The sequence below is a fragment of the Marivita sp. genome (assembly GCF_020055675.1).
Lineage (GTDB): Bacteria > Pseudomonadota > Alphaproteobacteria > Rhodobacterales > Rhodobacteraceae > Marivita.
On the sequence record NZ_JAIPUS010000003.1, the window covers coordinates 65,236 to 88,178 of the forward strand.

The following is a 22,943-nucleotide window of genomic DNA, read 5'->3' on the forward strand; positions in this document are numbered from 1 at the left end:
GATCACGTGTTACACCAGCGGCGTGTCCGCGATCCCGACAAGCTGCATCAGGAACCCGTCATCTGCCCCGGACAGGATATCGGCATAAACTGCATCAGTCTGATCGAACCCGGCCTGCGTGCTGGTCGCCGAGCCATCGAACCCCTGCATGAGCAGGGCCGCGTCCTCCACGTCGGACATACCGCGCGTGATGGCAAAATGGCCGCCCAGCAAGACCTTGTTGGCAAGATACGCCGCATCCACCGCACCGCCGGTATCTGCCTTGGCGCCCGATATGACAGACTGGATGAAGGTTGGCGGCGTGACGGGGCCAGCACCTTCCAATTGGTCGAGCCAATACGCCATCCCGACGGCATCCGGCGCGCGGCCCAGTACGTTCTGGTAGACCGTTTGCACAAATTCCGGCAAATCCTCCAAATCGCCGTAGAGCGCACGGGTTTCCGGCTGGTCAAAGAAATGCCCGGCGATTTCAGTCAGGCTCATTCCGCCGGCCATCTGGTCGCCCCAATAGAACAGGCCAATGGCATCGGGGGCCCTGTTGAAATACGCAATATAAAGCTCGGTCAGCGCCGCCATCGACGCGGCGTCCAGATCGGCCATGCCATCGAACAGTTCGATCGGCATTCCGCTGTCGCCGAACGGGGCGATTTCCTGCCCGAAATCCAGGGTGTCGACATCGCGAAGGGTCATATTGGAATCGGTGGCCCTGTGTTCCACCCGGATGATGTCGTCCTCGAAACGAACAGTGTATCCGCTCTGGTGTCCGTCAAAGACCGCGGTCTGCAGACCTGTGGCCCCATCGATGCTGCCAGATGCATCATCGGACGTGATGCGATCCTCGTCGTTGCCGGGCGTCGCGATCCGCTGATTGTCGGCGCCACTGTCTGAGCTTGGGTCAGCCTGATCCTGGTACGGATTGACAATCGGGTTCGGCAAGGGCCCCTGAGTGCGATCCTCGATCCATTCGACGATCGCGTCGAGATTTGCAGCAATCGCAGGATGCACGCTGTCGGGAAGTGACAAGTCCCGGGGCGGCGTTTCACCAAAGACGGTTGCATAATGCAGCATCGACGCCAGGAAGTAGAGCGTGGGAGTGCCATGCGGTGCATCGTCGATATACAAATCAGTCGGTCCAAGCCCTGTCAGGCCAAGAGACGGATCGTCGAGCATGGCCGCAACCTCTGGGCCGACGCTGATATGGCGGACATCCAGATCAGGGCGGGCGCTTCGAATTTCCTCGGTCAGCGACACCCACCAATCATGCCACTCGCCCATCATGTAGGATTCCCAGGCGGCGACCTCTGCTGCGCTGGGCGGGAAAGAGGAGATGAAACCCGCCAGGTGCGGCCAGGTTTCGTAGATATTGATCGCGGCGCCGGGCGCGCGGCTTTCGGCCCATTCGATGATCCGGAGCGCCGACTCCACTGGCGATGTGCTCGGATCGATCCAGTAGGGGGTGTCGGGTGATTGACCCTGAACGAAGTTCACCGCGGAAATCGTGATCTGGTTGAACTCTGCATCGGCAAAGCTCTGGCCGGTATCGGGGTCCCAGGCCTCGCGGACCGTGGGCAGGGTGATATGCGGATCGGGGGGAAGATCGTCATGCAGTGTCAGCATGCCCGTTTGCAGTGCGGTGGCATATGAATGGCCCGCCGACTCCGCCATTTTCGTCACCCAATGTGCAACAGAAAGCTCCGGGTTGCCCACCGCCCAGACATAATGGCTGTTGCCGAACACATATTCGCGCACGTCGTCCGATGGGGCGGGCGGGTTCGGGTTCGGGGCCAGATCGGGAACGGGATCAGGATCGGCGTCTGTCTGCGGTACCGGGTCAGGCTCGGCGACCGGCGTTTGATCGGGCGCGGGATCGAAATCCGCATCGGGTATGGGCGCGGGACCAAAGTCGACCGGCTGGGATGCCCAGGTGCCGTCTTTCATGTGGTCCGGGGCAGGGTGGTCGCGCATGAAATCGACCACGGCATCGTGCCGCGGCGTGGAGTCGTCAAGATGGCGCAGCAATCCCCAGCTGCCCCATTTCGTTGGCTCCGAGACATCGACGAAGGCGTTGAAGAGCGTCCCGCCTGCGGCTTCCCAGCCGTCGAGCAACTCGGCATAAAGCTCGCCCATGCCATCCGAAAAATTCAGGTGGATGAAGAAATCGGTCAGGCGGTCATTGTCCACCCAGGCGCCAACACCCGCCACATGCGTGCCGCCTTCGTACATGACAAGGTCCAGCCCACGGGAATCGGCCACCGATTTGTGATAGCGGAACATCTCGAACAGGCCTTGCAACGAATCGTCTGAATTGCCGGAGATCGATCCGTCCCGCAATTCGCGCATGGCCATATCGACCGCCAGATCATAGCGATGTTCGGCGATATAAGCATCCGCCGCCGCACCGTTCAGGCCTCGTGCCGCGGCGTCCTGCCGGGCTTGCGTTTCGCTTTCAGAGATCCAGTCAAGGACCATGTTGGCCTTGGCATCCGTGCCTAGGCTGTTGCCGAAATACCCGGTGATCGCATAGGTGTCGAAGGATTGATACGGTGCGGCGTTTGCTCCGCTCAGGGCCTGCCAGGCCGGGGCGTCCAACATCGAGTTCTCCAGCCCCGGCCAATAGGTGTGCGTCGCCAGAACCTTGACCAAGTGATCTTCGGCACCGGCGTAGACGTCGTCGAGAACGCGTGCCATTTCCGCAGAGCGCGCCCCGTATTCCTGCATCCAGCCATCCCCGAGGTCCTGCCCGAACCGGGCGCGGGCCGCGTCGGCCGAATCCGTCGCCTGGTCGAACATCCAGTTCCAGACCTCGTTCGAAAACTCGTAATGCGCGCGCAAATCGGGGTTGAGGGCGTCGCGCACATAGCTTGCGAACTCGCGGATATAGGCCTCGTCCGCGTGAAACGGCATATTGAACCAGGGCTCTGTCCCGGTTGCGTTGGCCAGCGCGACCATCACCGACAAAGGCACACCGGAATTGTAGGTGTAATCGTTCTGCTGCGGCTGTTCCGACCAGTTTCGGATGGTTGAATTGTTGGTTTCTTGCCAATCCATGAAACGCAGCGCATGGGACTCGGCGATGACGTCCAGCCAAAGCGGATTGAACATCTGTCCCGCCTCGTAGGCCGGGATGTGCTCTTGCTTTACCACCTCGATATTGCGCAGGTAATCCCCGGTGTTCTGCGGATCGGTCGACCGGATCGCAATCACCACCATGCCGTTTCCGGTCGGTTGATGATCGAACCAGATCTCGCCATCGGTTCGGGATACGATTTCGGCACCGGAGACGCCGATGTCGCCCGCGCCGTCATAGCTCAGCCGGTAAAGCCCGGCGGTCGAGCTGGCAGCGGCCGGCATCTCGGTGAGGATGAGGGTCTGGACCTGCTCAATATCGTCGGGAATTCGGGTCAGCCAGCCATTTTCATCCAGTAGCCCCATCGCCTCGAAATCCGCCTCGCGATAGGCGCCCCATTGTCCATCTGCATTTCCCGACCAGGGACGGGCGGTTTTGAAGACATCGAGGAACGGCTGCTGTACGCTCCAATCAACGATCCCCCGAAGTCCAATGGCCATCGCTGCCGCAGAAGTTTGCGTTCCGAAAACGTCGGTCAAGGGTTCCATGCCCACTCCACTCATCCAAATCGCCCCCGCTTCGGGTGATGAGGGGTGGGGTGTGAACGAGAGCTTAAAGGTCGATTTTGACTAAAACCGTGCCGTCGCCATCAGCCGTGAAAGCGGCGGATCGCCAGGGAAAATCATGTGGAGTGACATGGGTTTGACCGTATCTGCCACCAGCCAGGGCATGCGGCAGATATCCGGTTCGAAAATAGTGAAACTTCGTATTAAAAATTAATGCTGCCTGCGGGGCCGTATTGGCCAACAGGGTAAGCCCGGAACCAGCGCTGGGTCAGATTAGACAGGGACTTCAACGCTGGTCTGGGCCGGTCCGATCGACGTGGTGAACCCGTTTCAAGTGCGCCGCAGCTTGATCACCACATTCACGCTTGAAATTTCGGCCCCGTCGGGGGGGCCAGGAATGCGCGCGATTTCGAGTTCATCGGCTGGCGCATCGGTCAGACGGCCTTCTTCTTCCCAGAAAAAATGGGGGTGATCATGCGTGTTGGTGTCAAAATAGCTCCGGGCCCCGTCGACGGTCACTTCTTGCATCAAGCCGGCGTCGCAGAAGGCGCGCAACGTATTGTAGACGGTGGCGAGTGAAACCTGCTCACCCGTGTCCTGAACGGCTGCAAAAAGGCTTTCGGCGGTCACATGCCGGTTGTTGCCGTCACCAACGAGCAGGGACGCAAGCGCCACGCGTTGGCGCGTCGGACGAACGCCGCCTTCTGCCAGCCAGTCTGTTCCACGTTCGATTGCTGCTGAAGACATGATTAACCCGTGTTTCCTTCTGTCATATATAGAGGGCGATGGCGCCGGATTTCAAACCATTTTCCTGCAGCACCTTGTCTCAGGTCGCCGTCATGGCGGGCTTGCGCGCGCGTCAGGCCGGGTGCTAGACGGATCGGAATATTGCAAGATGATACGGGAGCCTTGCCCAATATGACTGATTATCCACGCAGTTTTGACCGTGACGAGCTTTTGAAATGCGCGCGGGGTGAGCTGTTCGGGCCGGGCAATGCACAGCTTCCGGAACCGCCGATGCTGATGATGGATCGTATCACCGATATTTCGGCGGATGGCGGGGAACACGGCAAAGGCCATGTCGTGGCCGAGTTCGACATCAAGCCAGACCTATGGTTCTTCGAATGTCATTTCCCCGGCAATCCGATCATGCCGGGATGTCTGGGGCTTGACGGGCTATGGCAGCTGACCGGTTTCAACCTTGGCTGGCGCGGCTGGCAGGGGCGCGGGTATGCGCTGGGTGTCGGCGAGGTCAAGCTGACGGGCATGGTGCGGCCGGATCGCAAGATGCTGACCTATTACGTGGATTTCACCAAGGCGGTGCAGACCCGCAGGTTGACCATGGGTGTCGCCGACGGCCGGGTCGAGGCGGATGGAGAGACCATCTATCAGGTCAAGGACATGAAGGTCGCGCTGTCGGAAACCTGATATGTCGCGGCAGTGCGCAGTTCGCAGCGCGGTCGGCATTTGAAGTGCTTGCCCATGCGCCCCACCTTGCCTACACACGCCTGCAACAATTGTAAGGAGCCGTGATGCGCCGTGTCGTCGTGACAGGATTGGGAATTGTTTCATCCATCGGGAACAATACAACGGAAGTGACCGAGAGCCTGAAGGCGGGCCGTTCGGGGATCACCGCGAATGCCGAAATGGCGGAACATGGGTTCCGCAGCCAGGTGGCCGGGGCCATCGACCTGGACCTCGCTGATCATGTGGACAAGCGCACCCTGCGCTTCATGGGGCCCGGTGCCGCCTATGCGCATATCGCGATGGGGCAGGCGATTGCCGATGCCGGTCTGACCCAGGCGGATGTGGTGGACCCGATGACCGGGCTGATTGCCGGGTCGGGGGGGCCGTCGACCAGTGCCATGCTGGCGGCACACCAGACAGTGCTCAAGACCGGCGGGACCAAGCGGATCGGTCCGTTTGCCGTGCCCAAGACGATGTCGTCCACGGTGAGTGCCAATCTCGCCACTGCGTATCAGATCAAGGGGATGAATTTCTCGATCACCAGCGCCTGTTCGACCTCCCTGCATTGCATCGGCATGGCGGCGCAGCAGATCGCGCTGGGCGCGCAGGACGTGATGTTCGCGGGCGGTGGCGAAGAGCTGGACTGGACATTGTCGTGCCTGTTCGACGCGATGGGCGCGATGTCATCGAAATATAACGATACGCCACAGAAAGCGTCACGCGCCTTTGACGAAGGGCGCGACGGGTTCGTCATTTCGGGCGGCGGTGCGATGGTGGTTCTCGAATCGCTGGATCGGGCCTTGGCGCGCGGGGCCACGATCTATGCCGAAGTCACCGGGTTCTCGGCGACCAGTGACGGGGCCGACATGGTCGCGCCGTCCGGCGAGGGCGGGGAGCGCGCCATGCGCGGGGCGCTCAGGACTTTGCCGGAGGGGCGCGCCGTCAGCTATATAAATGCGCATGGCACGTCGACCCCGGTGGGCGATGTCGGTGAGATCGAAGCGGTGCGGCGCGTCTTCGGCGACGGATCGACACCGCCGGTCAGTTCGACCAAATCCATGACGGGCCACAGCCAGGGCGCAACTGGCGCGCAAGAGGCGATCTACTGCCTGCTGGCGTTGCGGGACGATTTCATCATCCCGTCGATCAACGTCGAAACGCTTGATCCCGCGCTCAAGCCCCAAGAAATCGCAACGGCACTTGTGGAAAATGCAGGGCTGGATACGGTGATGACCAATTCCTTTGGCTTTGGCGGCACCAACGGGTCGATGTTGATGTCGAAATACTTGGATTGAGCATGAGTGGACAATTGCAGGGCCGTCGCGGCCTTATCATGGGCGTTGCCAACGAACGGTCCCTGGCATGGGGAATCGCCAAGGCAATGGCCGAGGCCGGGGCGGATCTGGCCTTTACGTACCAGGGCGAGGCATTCGGCAAGCGGCTTGAGCCGTTGGCGGCCAGTGTCGGGTCCGATTTCATGGTTGATGTCGACGTTACGGATGACGCGTCGATGGATGCCGCCTTCGAGGCCTTGGGCAAGCGGTGGCCGACGATCGATTTTGTTGTTCACGCGATCGCCTTTTCCGACAAATCCGAATTGCAGGGCCGGATCCTGAACACGTCTCGGGACAATTTCAAAAGCTCGCTCGATATCTCGGCTTACAGCTTCATTGACGTGGCGCGGCGGGCGCACCCCCTGATGGTCGAAAACGGCGGCACGCTGCTGACTTTGACCTACATGGGATCGACGCGCGTGACGCCGAATTACAATGTCATGGGCGTGGCAAAGGCCGCGCTTGAGGCCTCGGTCCGGTATCTTGCCAATGATCTGGGTCCGGAGGGGATTCGCGTCAACGCGATCTCGCCCGGACCCATGAAAACGCTGGCGGGGGCCGCGATTGGCGGGGCACGCAAGACGTACAAGCATACCGATCAGAACGCGCCGCTGCGGTCGAATGCGACGCTCGAGGCGGTGGGTGGCACTGCGGTTTACCTTGCTTCGGACGCCGGGGCTTGCACAACGGGCGAGATCCTGCGCGTCGATGGCGGGTTCCATGTTCTGGGGATGCCGCAATACGAGCATCTTTGACCCGGATCGGAACAGGGGCCTTGGCGGATCGTTGACGTCGCAAAAGGAGGCTTCCTGTCATGACCCATACGCTGACGCTGCAAAGCATCGAACCGGTGACGCACGATACCTATCACCTGGTGTTCAACAAGCCCGACACTTACGATTACGTCCCCGGTCAGGCTTGTGATCTTGCGCTCGCCCGAGACGGCTGGCGGGACGAGCAACGCCCCTTCACCTTCACCGGGCTGCCCACCGATCCGACGCTGGAATTCGTGATCAAGTCCTATCCCGACCATGGCGGCGTCACCGAGCAGATCGGTGGAATGCAGATGACCGATCAGGTCGAGATCGGTGCGCCATGGGGCGCGATCGAAGACAAGGGGCCGGGTATCTTCATTGCCGGTGGCGCCGGGGTCACGCCGTTCATCGCGGTCCTGAAACGGCGATTGCAAACCCATGGCACCCTCGAAGATTGCCAGCTCGTGTTCTCCAACAAGACCGAGGCCGACATCATCCTGCGAGAGACGTTTACGTCGATGCCGGGGTTGACCTGTCATTTCGTCGTGACGGATGATCCCGACAGTGAATTTTCTCGCGACAGGATTGATGCGGAGTTCCTGGAAGGCATCATCGAAGGTTCGGACGGCCCGATCTATGTGTGCGGCCCCGAGCCGATGATCGCCGACATCCAGGCTGCGCTCTTGTCATTGGGGGTCGGGGAAAGCCGGATCGTGACGGAGGATCTGGACTGACCGAAGGCCAGGTCAGAACCACTGGCCCGATTCCATCAACCCCAAGTCCAGCAATTGCCGCGAGTGCCATTCAAAGGGCACCGAATTGTGCCAGCAAAAGGTGTCGATCGAAAACGTGGAGCCGGGGTTGCGCTTGAGCGCCTTGGCCGTGCGGAATGATACCACGGCCGCCGTCAGGTTGTGATGCCACGGACAGGAATAGGTGTTGTACTCCTCGTCATTGAACGTGTGGTCCTGCCGCAATTCGAGCCCGGGCCTGGCCCGAAAGATCGCGATGCGGTCGATCTTGCGGCGCTCTGCGGGAACATGTTCCTCGTAGCGCCAGCGCAAGCCGCCGAAGAAATCGAGCTGCCGGTCCCGGGGATGGTGCGTGACCGGGTCGAGACGACCAAGCGCATAATACCCTGACCGGTCGAGATGTGCGTCGTCCAGGCACACGGCGTCGGGATGGGTGTCCAGATCCCCGGCATAGAGATCGACCGCATAACACAGCATCGCGTCGCGCCGTTCTTCGGTGTGAAAGGCCAAAAGCTCTGTGATCGTGCGCGTTTCACAGAACGGGAAGAACAGGTACTCGGTATTGTAACAGGTGTAGAACCAGACGCCGGGCGCCTTGGCGATGATCGCATTCACGATCTCTTCGCGGTTGTTGTCACGGGCGAGGTCGGCGTCGACCCGAATGATCTGCTCGGCCACGTCGTCTGCCACTGAAAACGTCGGTGACATGAAAGCGACCACCGATGCAAACCCGAGTTGCAGGTTGTGCCGGAGCGTCGTGTCGATCTCGACCGCGTCTTCGACAAAGACAAGCGCCACCGGCCCCTTGGCAATCGCGCGGGGGGCCTTTGAAAGAAACTCCGTGTAGCCTGCAAAACGCATGAAGGGTCCTCTGCGGGAATTTTTCGCAGAATCGATGAAAAAAGCGTGCATTGCAAGACAGGGGTGACATGCGGTATCGCCACGCTCTGAACCTGCCCGGAGGACTCGACCATGTCTGAGCCGAAAAAGCTGTATATCAAAACCTATGGCTGTCAGATGAACGTCTATGACAGCGAACGCATGGCCGAGGTGCTGGGCGGTCGGGGCTATGTCGAGACGCAAACGCCCGATGATGCAGACATGATCCTGCTCAACACCTGCCATATCCGCGAGAAAGCGGCGGAAAAGGTCTATTCCGAGCTGGGCCGTTTCAAGGGGCTGAAGGCAGACAAGCCGGGCCTGAAGATCGGTGTCGCCGGCTGCGTCGCGCAGGCCGAGGGTGAGGAGATCATGCGCCGCCAGCCGATGGTCGATCTGGTTGTCGGCCCGCAAAGCTATCATCGTCTGCCAGAGCTGGAAGCGAAGGCGCAAGGCGGCGAAAAGGCGCTGGACACCGATTTTCCCGAAGAGGACAAGTTCGAGGTTCTCAAGAACCGCCCCAAGGCCCGGCGTGGCCCGACCGCGTTCCTGACCGTGCAGGAAGGCTGCGACAAGTTCTGCGCCTTCTGCGTGGTGCCCTATACGCGCGGGGCAGAAGTCAGCCGTCCGGCGGATCGTGTCTTGACCGAGGCACGCGACCTGGTGGAACGCGGCGTCCGCGAAATCACCTTGCTGGGCCAGAACGTGAACGCCTATCACGGCGCCGGGCAGGGTGGCGACTGGTCTCTGGCGCGTCTGATCTGGGCGCTCAACGATATCGACGGGCTGGAGCGTATCCGCTTCACCACCAGCCACCCCAACGACATGACAGACGACCTGATCGAGGCACATGGCACCTGTCCGAAACTGATGCCCTATCTGCACCTGCCGGTGCAGTCCGGCTCTGATCGTATCCTCAAGCGGATGAACCGGCAGCACACGGCGGAAAGCTATCTGGCGATCATCGACAAGCTGCGCGCCGCGCGGTCCGATTTGCTCTTGTCCGGCGATTTCATCGTCGGCTTCCCCGAAGAGACCGAAGAGGATTTCCAGGCGACCTTGGACATCATCCGCGCGTCGAATTACGGCTATGCCTACAGCTTCAAATACTCCACCCGGCCCGGCACGCCCGCGGCCGAACGCGACCAGTTGAGCGAAGACGTCAAGGACGACCGCCTGCAGCGTTTGCAGGCCCTGATCACCGAACAGCAGAAGGCAGCCCAGGATGCGATGCTGGGCCAGGAGGTCGGGGTTCTGTTCGAAAAGCCGGGGCGCCTGCCGGGGCAGATGGTGGGCAAGTCCGATCACTTGCACGCGGTGCACGTCAAGGCAGACGGCTTGCAGGCTGGCGATCTGCGACGCGTGCGCATCGTCGAGTCGGGACGCAATTCGCTCAAGGGCGAGCTGGCGGAGTGACGCAAGGGTGACGCACCTACGACATCTTGAGGTTTACCCTTCCAAGCCCCGCTGTCTTTGGTAGTATGCAGGTGAATCGGGTGTTTTGGCTCCGGGCAGGACAGGCACCACCGTCGAGGGGTATGTGAATGATGAGTCGTTTGACCGTGTTGGTCTTCAGCGTGGCGCTGGCCGTGCCCCAGTTCGGCATGGCGCAACAGGCGGAAAAATACATCCCCGGGGTCTGGATCGATCCGGATGGCTGTGAACACTGGGCCATGGATGACGGGATCGAAGGGTTCATGAGCCCGCATCTGCGCCGCGATGGAACGCCGGTCTGCCACGAGATCAGCCGCTGTGGCGTCGTGCCCACCGACACGATGTTCGACACCGGCAGCGCGCGGATCTCCCCTGCCGGCGTCGCGGGGCTGCGACGGTTCTTCGCGTCGCGGTCGGCCAACGGGTTCGTGATCGAAGGCCATACCGACAGCCGCGCCTCCGAGGCTTACAACATGAGGTTGAGCAAACAGCGCGCCCGGGCGGTCGCCCAAGTCGCGCAACAGGCGGGCGCGCGGGTTTATTCTGTTCGGGGGTTCGGCGAAGGCCGCCCCACCGCCAGCAATGCAAGTGCGGCCGGAATGGCCGAGAATCGCCGGGTGGAAATCCTGTGCCTGCGCTGAGGAGACCCGCGATGCTTCGGATCACCATGTTAACCCTCGTTTGCGTGTCCTTGGCGGCCTGTGAAAGGTCGACCCCCGACAAAAGCGTCGATCGTGGCTGGGATGCCAAGCCGCTGAGCGAATTGCAGGCGGGTATCTGGATTGATCCGAACGGCTGCGATCACTGGATCATCGACGACGGGGTTGAAGGGTACCTGACGCCGCGGCTCGATGCGCGGGGCCGGCCGATCTGTTCGGGCAATGCCGATGAACCCAACACCGCGATCGGCAATTTCAAGGCTGGATCGACCGGGCTGATCGGGGACCCTCTTTGATCGGTGGGGTGAGCGCTTGCGCTGCGTGACGGAACTTGACACCCTGATGCCGCCACCCTTGATCCGGAGACCCGCGTGACCACAGACATATTGTCAGATGCGCTTGTAGAATTCCCTGATAACCGTTTGCTGATCGACCTGTGCGGCGAATATGACCGCAACCTGACCGAGATCGAAACGCGATTGGGCGTGCAGATCCTGCGCCGGGGGAACCAGTTGGCGATCCATGGTGACCGCGATGCGCAGGCCGACGCCCGCGAGGTGCTCATGGCGCTCTACCAGCGTCTCGAACAGGGCAAGAGTGTCAATCCCGCCGATATTGACCGCGAGTTTCGCATGGCGCCCGAGGACGCGGTGCCCGAGGGCCAGATCGAGATGTTCGAGGGCGGCAAGGTCGAAATCAAGACCCGCAAGAAGTTGGTGGAGCCGCGGACCGATGCGCAAAAAGCCTATGTCCGGTCGCTGTTCGAAAACGAACTGGCGTTCGGTATCGGGCCTGCGGGCACGGGCAAGACCTATCTGGCGGTGGCAGTGGGCGTGAACATGTTCATCACCGGGCAGGTCGACAAGATCATCCTGAGCCGTCCGGCAGTCGAGGCGGGCGAAAAGCTGGGCTACCTGCCGGGCGACATGAAGGACAAGGTCGATCCCTACATGCAGCCGCTTTACGATGCGCTGAACGATTTTCTGCCAGGCAAGCAACTGGCGCGGATGATCGAGGAAAAGACCGTCGAGATCGCGCCCCTGGCCTTCATGCGCGGTCGGACGCTGTCCAACGCCTTCGTGGTGCTGGACGAAGCGCAGAACGCCACCTCGATGCAGATGAAGATGTTCCTGACCCGCCTTGGCGAAGGGTCGCGCATGGTGGTCACGGGCGACCGGACACAGGTCGATCTGCCGCGCGGCGTTGCCTCTGGCCTTTCGGATGCGGAACGGTTGCTCAAGACGATCCCGAAAATCAGCTTCAATTACTTCACCGGCAAGGATGTTGTGCGCCACCCGCTTGTGGCGGCGATCATCGACGCCTATGAGCAGGATGCGGAGACGCCCTGATCTTCATCTTGCCAGATAAACTCCGGGGGTTTGGGGGCTGGCCCCCAATGGACAGCCAGTGACCACATTGACCGACATCGTCATCGAGGACCCGCGCTGGACAGCGACCGGCTTTGCGTCGCTGGCCGAACAGGCCGCCTGCACCGCACTGGACTATCTGGCGTTGCCGATTGCCGGGTATGAAATCGCGATCCTGGCCTGTGACGATCCCCGCATTGCCCGGCTGAACACCGAATTTCGCGGCAAACCTGCCCCCACCAATGTCCTGAGCTGGCCCGCCCTTGATCTTGCGCCCGACAGGGATGGCGAAACGCCCGCCGCTCCGCCGCCGCCCGATCCGCTCATGGGCGAGGCGCTGGGCGATATCGCCATTGCTTATGAAACCTGCCTGCGGGAGGCTCAAGCCGCGGGCAAACCGCTGCGCGATCACATCACCCATCTGGTTGTGCACGGGGTGTTGCATCTTTTGGGTTACGATCACATTCGTGACCGTGATGCCACGTTGATGGAAGCTATTGAAGGGCGGATACTTGGCAAGATGGGGATCGCGGACCCATATATCGAGTATCAGGCCCGGGACGGGTCCCATTGGAACAGGTAAAGATGGACGACAACGACGACTCGTCTAACGCGGCGCAGGGCGCGCGAGGGACGGACAACACAACAATGGAGCGCGGATTTCTGACGCGGGTGCGCGGCATGTTCGGCGGCACCGAGTCCGAGGGTGCAAGCGTGCCATCACCCCAGGTAAGCCGAGCAATGACACCCATACACGGCATGATGAACCTGCGCCGCATGCGCGTCGAGGATGTTGCGGTGCCGCGCGCCGATATCGTTTCGGTCTCGGATGCGATCACCAAGGAAGAGCTGGTCGGTGTCTTCCGCGAAAGCGGGATGACCCGGTTGCCGATCTATACCGGCACGCTCGATACACCGATTGGCATGGCGCATCTCAAGGATATCGCGCTCAAATACGGCTTCAATGGCGACAACGGTGATTTCGACCTCAAGGAGATGCTGCGGCCGCTCTTGTTCGTGCCGCCGTCGATGCCGATCGGTGTCCTTTTGGCGAAGATGCAGACCGAGCGGCGGCACATGGCCTTGGTGATCGATGAATATGGCGGGGTTGACGGGCTGGTGACGATCGAGGACCTGATCGAACAGGTCATCGGCGACATCGAGGACGAACACGATCTTGACGAAGGTCGCAATTTCACCCGCGAAAAGCAGGGCGTCTACCTTGCGTTCGCCCGCACCCCGCTTGAGGAATTCGAGGCCGAGATCGGCATGGGGCTGACGCATCATGACGATATCGACGGCGAGGAAATCGATACGCTTGGAGGGCTGGTCTTCATGCTGGCCGGCCATGTGCCCGCCCGGGGCGAGGTCGTGCCGCACCCGCAAGGCCCCGAGTTCGAGGTGATCGACGCCGATCCCCGCCGCATAAAACGCATGCGGGTTAGGTTGATCTCCACCGCCAAGGGGGACATGGCGCGGGCGCACGAGGCTGCCGACGCCGCGACGGCCCCCAGCGCCTGATACCATGGCACTGGCCCGCCGTTTCGGAGCACTGGCGCTGGGGGCAGGCTTTGCGCTGGGCCAGCCGCCCTTCGATCTGTGGTGGGCCGCCATTGCGGCGCTGGTGGCGCTTTTTGTGCTGTCACGCGCGGATCGCGCATCGGGCCCGGCGGGCTGGACGGGCTGGCTGTTCGGAACAGGCTATTTCGCGGTCTCATTGCATTGGATTTACCAGCCGTTCCAGGTGGATGCGGCCCTGACGGGCTGGATGGCGCCGTTCGCGGTCATCGGCCTGTCATGCGGTCTTGCCCTGCTCTGGGCCCTGGCCTTCTGGCTGGGGCGGCGGGTCAGCGGTTCGGCCTATGGCATCGCGCTGTGCTGGGCCGTTATGGAGCTTGTGCGCGCTTACCTGTTCACGGGGTTTCCGTGGGGGCTGGTTGGCTATGTCTGGGCACCCACGCCGGCTGCGCAGTGGCACGCCGTTTTCGGGCCGCATGGCCTGACATTGGTGACATTGCTGCTCGCGGCGCTGGCCGCGCAGGCAATCTTGCAGCGCTCTGCCGTGATCGGCGGTGCGGTGATCGGGGCGACAGGTGCCCTGTGGATCGGCGGCACAGCCCTGACCCCGGGGCTGCAAGACCTGACGAATCGTCCCGTCGTGCGCCTGATCCAGCCCAATGCGCCGCAGCATCAGAAATGGGACCGCGCCTATATGCCGGTCTTTTTCAACCGTCAGGTGGATTTCACCGCGCAGCGGCCCGAACCCGATCTGATCGTCTGGCCGGAAACGGCGGTGCCGAACTTGCTGGACGACGCGGGTGCAACCTTTGACGTGATCGCGCAAGCTGCCGCCGGCACGCCGGTGGTGCTGGGCATTCAGCGCGAAGAAGAGAGGCGGTATTTCAACTCGCTGGTCCGGCTGGACGCGCGGGGCGCGGTCTCTGATCTTTACGACAAGCACCATCTGGTGCCTTTCGGCGAATACATGCCGGCTGCATCTTTTTTCGCGCGATTCGATATCCTTGGCCTCGCCGCGCGCGCCGATGCGGGGTATTCGGCAGGGCCGGGGCCAGCGCTGGTCGATCTTGGTCAGTTGGGACAGGCGCTGCCACTGATCTGTTACGAGGCGGTGTTTCCGCAAGATGTGAATGGCGCGCCATCGCGGCCGGACCTTCTTCTCCAGATCACCAACGATGCGTGGTTCGGCACCTATGCGGGGCCGCAACAGCATTTGGCGCAGGCGCGCTTGCGGGCCATTGAACAAGGGGTTCCGATGATCCGGGTGGCCAATACCGGCATTTCGGCCGTGATCGACCCGGCGGGCCGGATCATCGACGCGCTGCCTCTGGGGCGGGCCGGATTTCTGGATGTGCCCGTGCCGGTGGCTGGCGCCCCGACGCTTTATGCGCGCTCGGGAGATTGGCTGGCCTTGCTCGCGGCTTTTGTGGCATTTGGGGCGCTGGTCATTCGCGAACAGCGCAATCCCATTGACCAATCCGCGCCCCGGGCGTAACGCAAAGCCTCATTCCCGTCACAACGGCTTCCTGACGTGACGGCAGACCCCAATGGAGCACTCATGTCCAGACAAAATTACATCTTCACCTCGGAATCCGTGTCCGAGGGCCACCCGGATAAGGTCTGTGACCGAATCTCGGATGCGATCCTTGATGCGCTGATTTCCGAAGAACCCGAAGCCCGTGTCGCCTGTGAAACCTTTGCGACCACGAACCGCGTCGTGATCGGCGGCGAGGTCGGCCTGTCAGATCAATCCCGCCTGGACGGCTACATGGCGCGTATTCCCGATATCGCACGCGCCTGTATCAAGGACATTGGCTATGAGCAGGACAAGTTTCACCACGCAACCTGCGAGATCACCAACCTGCTGCATCCCCAGTCCGCGCATATCGCACAGGGCGTCGATGCGTCCAGCGACAAGGATGAGGGCGCGGGTGACCAGGGGATCATGTTCGGCTATGCCACGAACGAGACGGACGCGCTGATGCCCGCACCGATCCAGTTCAGCCACGCGATCCTGCGCCGACTGGCGGAGGCGCGCAAATCGGGGGCCGAGCCGCTTTTGCGCCCGGATGCCAAGTCGCAGGTTTCGGTGGTCTATCAGAATGGCAAGCCGATGGGCGTGCGCTCCGTCGTGCTGTCGACCCAGCACGCCGATGACCGTCAAAGCTCCGAGGATATCCGGGAAATCGTCGAACCTTACATCCGCGAGGTGTTGCCCGAAGGCTGGCTGATGGACGATACCGAATGGTGGGTGAACCCGACCGGCACATTCGTGATCGGCGGACCGGATGGCGACGCGGGCCTGACGGGCCGCAAGATCATCGTCGATACCTATGGCGGGGCGGCCCCGCATGGCGGTGGTGCGTTCTCGGGCAAGGACCCGACCAAGGTGGACCGCTCGGCGGCCTATGCGGCGCGCTATCTGGCGAAGAACGTGGTCGCGGCGGGCATGGCAGAGCGCTGCACGATCCAGCTGAGCTATGCGATCGGCGTCTCCAAGCCGCTGTCGATCTATGCCGACATGCATGGCACCGGAGAGATCGACGCCGCGGCGATCGAGCGGGCGATCCCCAAGGTCATGGACCTCACCCCGCGTGGCATCCGGACCCATCTGCAACTGAACAAGCCGATCTACGAGCGCACGGCGGCCTATGGCCATTTCGGCCGCGCGCCCGAGGCGGATGGCGGGTTTAGCTGGGAACGGACCGATCTGGCCGAGGCGCTGGCGAAAGAGGTCTGATCCCCCGGTGACTCCGGGGCCGCCGACGGCTAGGCTTGTCACACAAGCTGACATGTCGAAGGAGGAGACCCGATGAGACAGATCGCAATGAGCGTTGCTCTGGCTGCCTTGGCCACGGCGGCCGGGGCGGAAACCGAGGTGGGCATTTCCAAGGATATGCCAACCACCACCGTTGAAACCCGAAACGGTCCGGTCGAGATCGGACGGGTTCAGGACACCGAGAACGAAGTAACGGGGGAATGGGCCCGTACCTCCCGGCCCTGTCCGGAGTTTTGTATCCAGCCCATCACGCCCGCCGAGGGTGTCAGCACCATCGGAGAGCTGGAATTGATCGACCTGTTGCAAGACCCCGATGCGGTGGTCGTGGACAGCCGCACATCGGACTGGTTCGAGGGGGGGACGATCCCGGGCGCGATCAACATCCCCTATCCCTATGTCCTGGACGAATTGGGCCAGCTGGGCTGCGAACCGGATTTCGAGGGCTGGGACTGCGCGGGGGCCAAACAGGTTGCACTGTTTTGCAACGGCATCTGGTGTGGCCAGTCTCCGACCGCGATCCGCAACATGGTCGAGGCGGGGTTTCCCGCAGACAAGATCTCCTATTATCGCGGCGGGATGCAGGTCTGGCGGCTGCTTGGGCTGACAGTGACGGGCGGCGGCAGCTAGCGGCCGCGGTTTGTCTTTCTGCATCCAGCGCTAACTTTAGTGCCACAGCACAACAAAAAGGAGATCCTCATGTTCAAACCGTTTCTGGCCACGCTTGCCCTGACCGCGACTGCCGCACAGGCCGAGATGTCCGCCGAGTACCACAGCTACACCGTCGGTGACCGGGAGTATGAAGGGTACGTCGCCACCAACACGGCGATCACGCCGAAGGGCACCGTTCTGATCGTACATGACTGGGACGGGATGACCGATTACGAGGAACGCCGCGCCGAAATGCTGGCAGCCCTAGGCTACACCGCCTTTGCAATCGACGTCTATGGCGCGGAGGAGACCCCGCAAAGCGTCGATGAATATCGTGCCCTGTCCGGCGCGATGTACAGCGACCGCGAGGAATTCCGGGCGCGGCTGATGGGGGCGATCGAAGAGGCCGCGAACATCACCGGGGCCACCGATACCCATGTCATGATGGGCTATTGCTTTGGCGGCGCGGCGGTGCTCGAGGCGGCGCGCGCAGGGGCGGACCTTGATGGCTTCGTGAGCTTTCACGGCGGTCTGGGCACACCCGAGGGGCAGGATTACTCTGCTGCCACCGCGCCGATCATGATGTTCCATGGCTCCGCGGATCCGGTGTCCGGGATGGCTGACCTTGCGGCGCTGCTGGATGAATTGCAGGCTGCGGGTGTGACCCACGGGGCAGAGGTGTTCGGCGGTGCCCGCCACAGCTTCACGGTGTTCGGTTCGAACGATTACGACCTCGCTGCGGATCAGGGCAGTTGGCAAGGGCTTCTGGACTTCCTTGACGAGCAAACATGATCCATCGGGCTGTCCTGCTCCTCGCTCTGCTTTGGCCCGGGCTGGTTTGGGCCAACGATTGGGACGCGCTGGATACCCCCGGCGCGTTCGCAATCATGAGACATGCGCTGGCCCCCGGTACCGGTGATCCGGCGCGTTTTGCGCTGGGCGATTGCAGCACCCAGCGCAATCTGAACGATAGGGGCCGGGCACAGGCAGAGCGGCTCGGTGCCGCCTTTCGCGACCGTGGTCACGCGTTTGATGTGGTGTTGACCAGCCAATGGTGCCGGAGCCGGGATACCGCCACGCTTTTGTCGCTGGCTCCGGTAGAAGACACGCCCGCATTCAATTCCTTTTTCCGCGATTTCGCGGCACGCGACAGTCGAACGGACGCGGCGTTGGAACTGTTGGAAAATCAGCAGGGGCGCCCCTTTGTCGTAAGTCACCAGGTCAATATTCGCGCGCTTACCGGGACCACGACACGGTCGGGCGAAGTGTTGGTCGTGCGTCATGCCGGTGATGGTCTTGATGTGCTCGGATCCATCCTGATCGATCCATGAAGCTGACCGCCGTTGCGACCAGCCGATGCCGACGCTAAACGGGGCGGCATGAACAAGACAAAGACAAAGCACCCCTCCGGCGCACCATGGCGAAATTTCTATGGCCGGTTCAAGGGCAAGGGCCTGCGCAAGTCGCAGGAGGCCTATCTGACCGAGGATCTGGCCAGGCTCAGCCCCGGACCGGTGACATGGGAAGACAACCCGGATCGCGCGCCTCTCAAGCTGGACGCGATGTTCGGAGACAAGCCTGTCTGGCTCGAAATCGGCTTCGGAGCCGGCGAACATCTTGTGCACCAGGCGCAGCGTTACCCCGATGTCGGGATTATCGGCTGCGAGCCGTATATCAACGGCGTTGCCATGCTCCTGCGCAAGATCCGCGATGCCGATGTCAGCAACCTGCGGGTCTTTCCCGGCGATGTGCGCAACATGTTCGACGTTCTGCCCGGTGGGTCGATCGAGAAGGCGTTCCTGCTCTATCCCGATCCATGGCCGAAAAAGCGGCATCATCGCAGGCGGTTTGTCACACAGGACCATCTTGCCCCGCTTTACACCGTGCTGGCACCGGGGGCCGAATTCCGCGTTGCCACCGATATTCCAGACTACGTCCGCCAAACCCTGATCGAAGTGCCGAAAGCCGGGTTCGAATGGCTGGCCGAACGGCCCGGTGACTGGCGCCACCCTTGGGAGGACTGGTATTCCACCCGCTACGAGATGAAAGCGCTGCGCGAAGGGCGCATGCCGCATTACATGACCTTTCGAAAGCCGGACTGATGCAACCTTTCACGATCGCCATCGACGGACCAGCTGCGGCTGGCAAGGGCACGATCAGCAAGGCGGTCGCGACGCATTTCGACCTGGCGCATCTGGACACCGGGCTGCTTTACCGCGCGGTTGGGGCACGGATGCTGACCGGGGAAGATCCGATCGCTGCCGCGCATGCCCTTGTGGCCGAAGACCTTGGCACGCCGGCCCTGCGCACCGCCGAAACGGCCCAGGCGGCCTCCAAGGTGGCGGTGATCCCGGAGGTGCGCGCGGCGCTGCTGGATTTTCAGCGCGCTTTTGCGCGGCGCTCTGGCGGGGCGGTTCTTGATGGGCGCGACATCGGCACGGTGATCTGTCCGCAGGCCGAGGTCAAACTGTTCGTGACCGCAAGCGCCGAAGTCCGGGCGCAGAGGCGCTTCGAGGAACTTCGGGACCGGGGTTACGACACGGAATTCGCGACGGTGCTTGCAGAGGTGAAAGCGCGGGATGACCGCGACATGAACCGCAGTGATGCCCCGCTGCGCCCGGCCGAGGACGCGGTGGTCGTGGACACATCGGACCTGACCATTGCGCAAGCCGTGGCGCAGACGGTGGACGTGATCGAAGCGGCCCGACAACGCAGGCCGCGATGATGCAGACAGTCGCCCCGTATCGCTCCGGCGGCAGACCCTGAAGGACACATGCGCGGTGTAAACACTTGCCTTGCTGCCCGGGTTCTGGTAATTCCCGCGCGTCGCAGAGGGCAAACATAGCCGCAAGACATTGATCGAGCAGGGGTCGGCACTTACCGGCCCTCTTTGTTTTGTGAATGCCCTGACCAAATTCGTTCGCCACAAGTGCGGGCATCACCCCAGACCGGCGGAGACAACCGCGCGGCCAGAAAAATGATACGTAAAGGAAAAAGACGCCACATGGCTCATAACGCATCTATGGAAGAATTCGAAGCGCTGTTGAACGAAAGCTTCGAAATGGACACACCGGACGAAGGGTCCGTTGTCAAAGGCAAGGTCATCGCTGTCGAGGCGGGCCAGGCCATCATCGACGTCGGCTACAAGATGGAAGGCCGCGTCGATCTCAAGGAATTTGCAAACCCTGGCGAAGCGCCCGACATTTCTGTCGGTGATGAGGTCGAGGTTTTCTTGCGCTCTGCGGAAAACGCGCGCGGCGAAGCGGTCATTTCCCGCGAAATGGCGCGGCGCGAAGAAGCATGGGATCGTCTCGAAAAGGCCTATGCCGACGACGCCCGCGTCGAAGGTGCGATCTTTGGCCGGGTCAAGGGCGGCTTTACCGTCGATCTTGGCGGGGCCGTGGCCTTCCTGCCCGGCAGCCAGGTCGATGTGCGCCCGGTGCGCGATGCCGGCCCGCTGATGGGTCTCAAGCAGCCGTTCCAGATCCTCAAGATGGACCGTCGCCGCGGCAACATCGTTGTCTCGCGCCGCGCGATCCTCGAAGAGAGCCGCGCCGAACAGCGCGCCGAGGTCATTGGCAACCTGTCCGAAGGTCAGGCCGTCGACGGTGTTGTCAAGAACATCACCGAATACGGGGCCTTCGTGGACCTTGGCGGTGTTGACGGTCTGCTGCACGTGACCGACATGGCATGGCGCCGGGTGAACCACCCGTCGGAAATCCTCGCCATCGGCGAGACGGTCAAGGTTCAGGTCATCAAGATCAACAAGGAAACCCACCGCATCAGCCTTGGCATGAAGCAGCTTCAGGAAGACCCGTGGGATCTGGTCGCAGCGAAGTATCCGCTGGAATCCGTGCATACGGGCCGCGTGACCAACATCACCGATTACGGTGCCTTCGTTGAGCTGGAACCCGGTGTCGAGGGCCTTGTCCACGTCTCGGAGATGAGCTGGACCAAGAAGAACGTCCATCCCGGCAAGATCGTGTCCACCTCGCAAGAGGTCGAGGTCATGGTGCTGGAGATCGACAGCGCCAAGCGCCGCGTGTCGCTGGGTCTCAAGCAGACCATGCGCAACCCGTGGGAAGTGTTTGCAGAAACACACCCCGAGGGCAAAGAAGTCGAAGGCGAAGTCAAGAACATCACCGAATTCGGTCTGTTTGTTGGCCTCGAAGGCGACATCGACGGCATGGTTCACCTGTCCGACCTGTCATGGGACGAACGTGGCGAAGACGCGATCCAGAACTACCGCAAGGGCGACATGGTTCAGGCCGTTGTCACCGAAGTGGATGTTGAGAAAGAGCGGATTTCGCTGTCGGTCAAGGCGCTGGGCGGCGACAAGTTCGCCGAGGCCGTCGGTGGCACGAAGCGCGGCTCGATTATCACCGTGCAGGTGACCGCGATCGAGGATGGCGGCATCGAGGTGGAGTACGAGGGCATGAAGTCCTTCATCCGCCGGTCGGACCTGAGCCGCGACCGGGCCGAACAGCGCCCCGAGCGCTTCAGTGTCGGTGACAAGGTCGATGTGCGCGTGACCAACGTGGACAGCAAGACCCGCCGCCTGGGCCTGTCGATCAAGGCGCGCGAAATCGCCGAAGAGAAGGAAGCGGTTCAGCAGTACGGATCCTCCGATTCGGGCGCATCGCTGGGCGACATCCTTGGTGCGGCGTTGAAAAGCGACGACGACTGATCGCGATCTGTCGGATACGAAAATCAAACCCCCGCATCGCAGGATGCGGGGGTTTTTTTATCGGGTGATACGAGAACGCATTGCCTGTTTGCGGTGACGAAGACAGGAGAGACCAGCCCCCGGAAGCCTTCGAAGCCGCAGGATATTTGAAAACCGGAGAAGCCGGCGTCAGGCGACGATGGTGCGCCGGCCAAGCATCGCGCGCGCCTGCTGCCATGTGGCGACGGGGCGGTCATATTTCTCGCACAGCTCGACCGCGCGGTTGACCAGCGCCGCGTTGGACGGGGCTAGCGTATCGCGGTCGAGCCGGACATTGTCCTCCAACCCAGTGCGTGCATGGCCGCCAGACGAGATTGCCCAGTCATTCAGAACGATCTGGTTCGCCCCGATACCGGCGGCACACCACGGCGCGTCGTTGCCAAACAGGCGCTTGACGGTGTGGACATAGAAATCGAACACCTCGCGATCGACCGGCATCGCGTTCTTCACGCCCATCACGAATTGCACGTAAGGCGTGTCCGTGATTTCGCCTGCCTTGTGCATCGCGGCGGCGCGGAAGATATGCGACAGGTCGAAGGCTTCGATCTCGGGCTTGATGCCGTAGGTCCTCATCTCCGAGGCGAGCCACGCCACGAGGTCGGGCGGGTTCTCGTAGACGCGGGTCGGAAAGTTGTTCGACCCGACGGACAACGACGCCATGTCCGGCCCGAGCGGCAGCATGCCGCCGCGCGCCCTGCCGGCGCCCGATCGTCCACCCGTCGACAATTGGACGATCATGCCCGGACAGTGCTTTTCCACGCCGTCCTTGAGCCGCGCGAACCGGTCCGGATCCGAACTTGGCGTTTCATCATCGTTGCGCACATGGGCATGCATGATCGTGGCCCCGGCCTCGAACGCTGCATGGGTGCTTTCGATCTGTTCCGATGCCGTGACGGGCACGGCGGGATTGTCGGCCTTGGTCGGCAGCGACCCGGTGATGGCGACGCAGATGATGCAGGGCGTGGGCATGTGATCAAGCTGTCCTTGTGGTC

At 62.0% G+C, this 22,943-nt stretch carries 22 protein-coding genes and 1 riboswitch; of the genes, 18 read left to right on the forward strand and 4 right to left on the reverse strand.

Going from position 1 to position 22,943, the window contains the following annotated elements:
* Positions 1-9: 9 nt before the first annotated feature.
* Positions 10-3,615: a DUF4214 domain-containing protein gene (locus LCF59_RS03360; RefSeq protein WP_292285575.1), complete on the reverse strand. Its 3,606-nt coding sequence runs from the start codon at positions 3,613-3,615 to the stop codon at positions 10-12.
* Positions 3,616-3,963: 348 nt separating this feature from the next.
* Entirely contained in the window at positions 3,964-4,380 is a 417-nt protein-coding gene (gene irrA, locus LCF59_RS03365; RefSeq protein WP_292285577.1) for an iron response transcriptional regulator IrrA, read from the reverse strand.
* Positions 4,381-4,551: 171 nt separating this feature from the next.
* Here irrA and fabA point away from each other — a divergent pair, with 171 nt between their 5' ends.
* The 4 genes from fabA (at position 4,552) to LCF59_RS03385 (ending at position 7,923) form a co-directional block, all read left to right on the forward strand.
* Complete coding sequence (gene fabA / locus LCF59_RS03370) at positions 4,552-5,061, forward strand: bifunctional 3-hydroxydecanoyl-ACP dehydratase/trans-2-decenoyl-ACP isomerase (RefSeq protein WP_292285578.1); 510 nt, start codon at positions 4,552-4,554, stop codon at positions 5,059-5,061.
* A 104-nt stretch (positions 5,062-5,165) separates the two neighbouring features.
* On the forward strand, positions 5,166-6,395 hold the full coding sequence (locus tag LCF59_RS03375) for a beta-ketoacyl synthase N-terminal-like domain-containing protein (protein WP_292285581.1): 1,230 nt from the start codon (positions 5,166-5,168) through the stop codon (positions 6,393-6,395).
* A 2-nt stretch (positions 6,396-6,397) separates the two neighbouring features.
* Positions 6,398-7,189 carry an enoyl-ACP reductase gene (locus LCF59_RS03380; protein WP_292285583.1) on the forward strand — a complete coding sequence of 264 codons (792 nt, stop codon included), beginning with the start codon at positions 6,398-6,400 and terminating at the stop codon, positions 7,187-7,189.
* Positions 7,190-7,248: 59 nt separating this feature from the next.
* Positions 7,249-7,923, forward strand: coding sequence for an FAD-binding oxidoreductase (locus LCF59_RS03385; protein ID WP_292285585.1), 675 nt, complete (start codon positions 7,249-7,251; stop codon positions 7,921-7,923).
* A gap of 12 nt (positions 7,924-7,935) precedes the next feature.
* Here the strand turns inward: LCF59_RS03385 and LCF59_RS03390 are convergent, their stop codons facing one another.
* The gene (locus tag LCF59_RS03390; RefSeq protein WP_292285587.1) at positions 7,936-8,802 is read right to left on the reverse strand and encodes a hypothetical protein; all 867 of its coding nucleotides are present in this window, start codon (positions 8,800-8,802) and stop codon (positions 7,936-7,938) included.
* Positions 8,803-8,913: 111 nt separating this feature from the next.
* Between LCF59_RS03390 and miaB the strand changes: the two genes are divergently transcribed.
* The 14 genes from miaB to rpsA all read left to right on the forward strand — a co-directional run bounded on the left by miaB (position 8,914) and on the right by rpsA (position 21,912).
* Complete coding sequence (gene miaB / locus LCF59_RS03395) at positions 8,914-10,236, forward strand: tRNA (N6-isopentenyl adenosine(37)-C2)-methylthiotransferase MiaB (RefSeq protein WP_292285588.1); 1,323 nt, start codon at positions 8,914-8,916, stop codon at positions 10,234-10,236.
* Positions 10,237-10,364: 128 nt separating this feature from the next.
* Complete coding sequence (locus LCF59_RS03400) at positions 10,365-10,895, forward strand: OmpA family protein (RefSeq protein WP_292285590.1); 531 nt, start codon at positions 10,365-10,367, stop codon at positions 10,893-10,895.
* An 11-nt stretch (positions 10,896-10,906) separates the two neighbouring features.
* Positions 10,907-11,209 (forward strand): hypothetical protein, encoded by a 303-nt coding sequence (locus LCF59_RS03405; protein ID WP_292285592.1) that lies wholly within the window; start codon positions 10,907-10,909, stop codon positions 11,207-11,209.
* A 75-nt stretch (positions 11,210-11,284) separates the two neighbouring features.
* On the forward strand, positions 11,285-12,262 hold the full coding sequence (locus LCF59_RS03410) for a PhoH family protein (protein ID WP_292285594.1): 978 nt from the start codon (positions 11,285-11,287) through the stop codon (positions 12,260-12,262).
* Between the two features lie 58 nt (positions 12,263-12,320).
* Positions 12,321-12,863: an rRNA maturation RNase YbeY gene (ybeY, locus tag LCF59_RS03415; protein ID WP_292285596.1), complete on the forward strand. Its 543-nt coding sequence runs from the start codon at positions 12,321-12,323 to the stop codon at positions 12,861-12,863.
* Between the two features lie 2 nt (positions 12,864-12,865).
* Positions 12,866-13,801 (forward strand): hemolysin family protein, encoded by a 936-nt coding sequence (locus LCF59_RS03420; protein WP_292285598.1) that lies wholly within the window; start codon positions 12,866-12,868, stop codon positions 13,799-13,801.
* Positions 13,802-13,805: 4 nt separating this feature from the next.
* A complete protein-coding gene (gene lnt, locus LCF59_RS03425; protein WP_292285599.1) occupies positions 13,806-15,293 on the forward strand; it encodes an apolipoprotein N-acyltransferase in 1,488 nt (495 codons plus the stop codon).
* A 12-nt stretch (positions 15,294-15,305) separates the two neighbouring features.
* Positions 15,306-15,353, forward strand: a riboswitch (SAM-SAH riboswitch).
* Between the two features lie 3 nt (positions 15,354-15,356).
* Complete coding sequence (gene metK, locus LCF59_RS03430; protein WP_292285601.1) at positions 15,357-16,538, forward strand: methionine adenosyltransferase; 1,182 nt, start codon at positions 15,357-15,359, stop codon at positions 16,536-16,538.
* Between the two features lie 72 nt (positions 16,539-16,610).
* Positions 16,611-17,204: a rhodanese-like domain-containing protein gene (locus tag LCF59_RS03435; RefSeq protein ID WP_292285603.1), complete on the forward strand. Its 594-nt coding sequence runs from the start codon at positions 16,611-16,613 to the stop codon at positions 17,202-17,204.
* A 69-nt stretch (positions 17,205-17,273) separates the two neighbouring features.
* Positions 17,274-18,017, forward strand: coding sequence for a dienelactone hydrolase family protein (locus LCF59_RS03440; RefSeq protein WP_292285605.1), 744 nt, complete (start codon positions 17,274-17,276; stop codon positions 18,015-18,017).
* Positions 18,014-18,556 (forward strand): histidine phosphatase family protein, encoded by a 543-nt coding sequence (locus tag LCF59_RS03445; RefSeq protein WP_292285607.1) that lies wholly within the window; start codon positions 18,014-18,016, stop codon positions 18,554-18,556. The genes LCF59_RS03440 and LCF59_RS03445 overlap by 4 nt, the downstream gene beginning before the upstream one ends.
* Before the next feature lie 48 nt (positions 18,557-18,604).
* Positions 18,605-19,327, forward strand: coding sequence for a tRNA (guanosine(46)-N(7))-methyltransferase TrmB (locus LCF59_RS03450; protein ID WP_292285609.1), 723 nt, complete (start codon positions 18,605-18,607; stop codon positions 19,325-19,327).
* The gene (gene cmk, locus LCF59_RS03455) at positions 19,327-19,950 is read left to right on the forward strand and encodes a (d)CMP kinase (protein ID WP_292285611.1); all 624 of its coding nucleotides are present in this window, start codon (positions 19,327-19,329) and stop codon (positions 19,948-19,950) included. The genes LCF59_RS03450 and cmk overlap by 1 nt, the downstream gene beginning before the upstream one ends.
* Before the next feature lie 279 nt (positions 19,951-20,229).
* Positions 20,230-21,912 (forward strand): 30S ribosomal protein S1, encoded by a 1,683-nt coding sequence (rpsA, locus tag LCF59_RS03460; protein ID WP_292285613.1) that lies wholly within the window; start codon positions 20,230-20,232, stop codon positions 21,910-21,912.
* Positions 21,913-22,080: 168 nt separating this feature from the next.
* Here the strand turns inward: rpsA and LCF59_RS03465 are convergent, their stop codons facing one another.
* Complete coding sequence (locus LCF59_RS03465; RefSeq protein ID WP_292285615.1) at positions 22,081-22,920, reverse strand: 3-keto-5-aminohexanoate cleavage protein; 840 nt, start codon at positions 22,918-22,920, stop codon at positions 22,081-22,083.
* Positions 22,921-22,943: the final 23 nt, after the last annotated feature.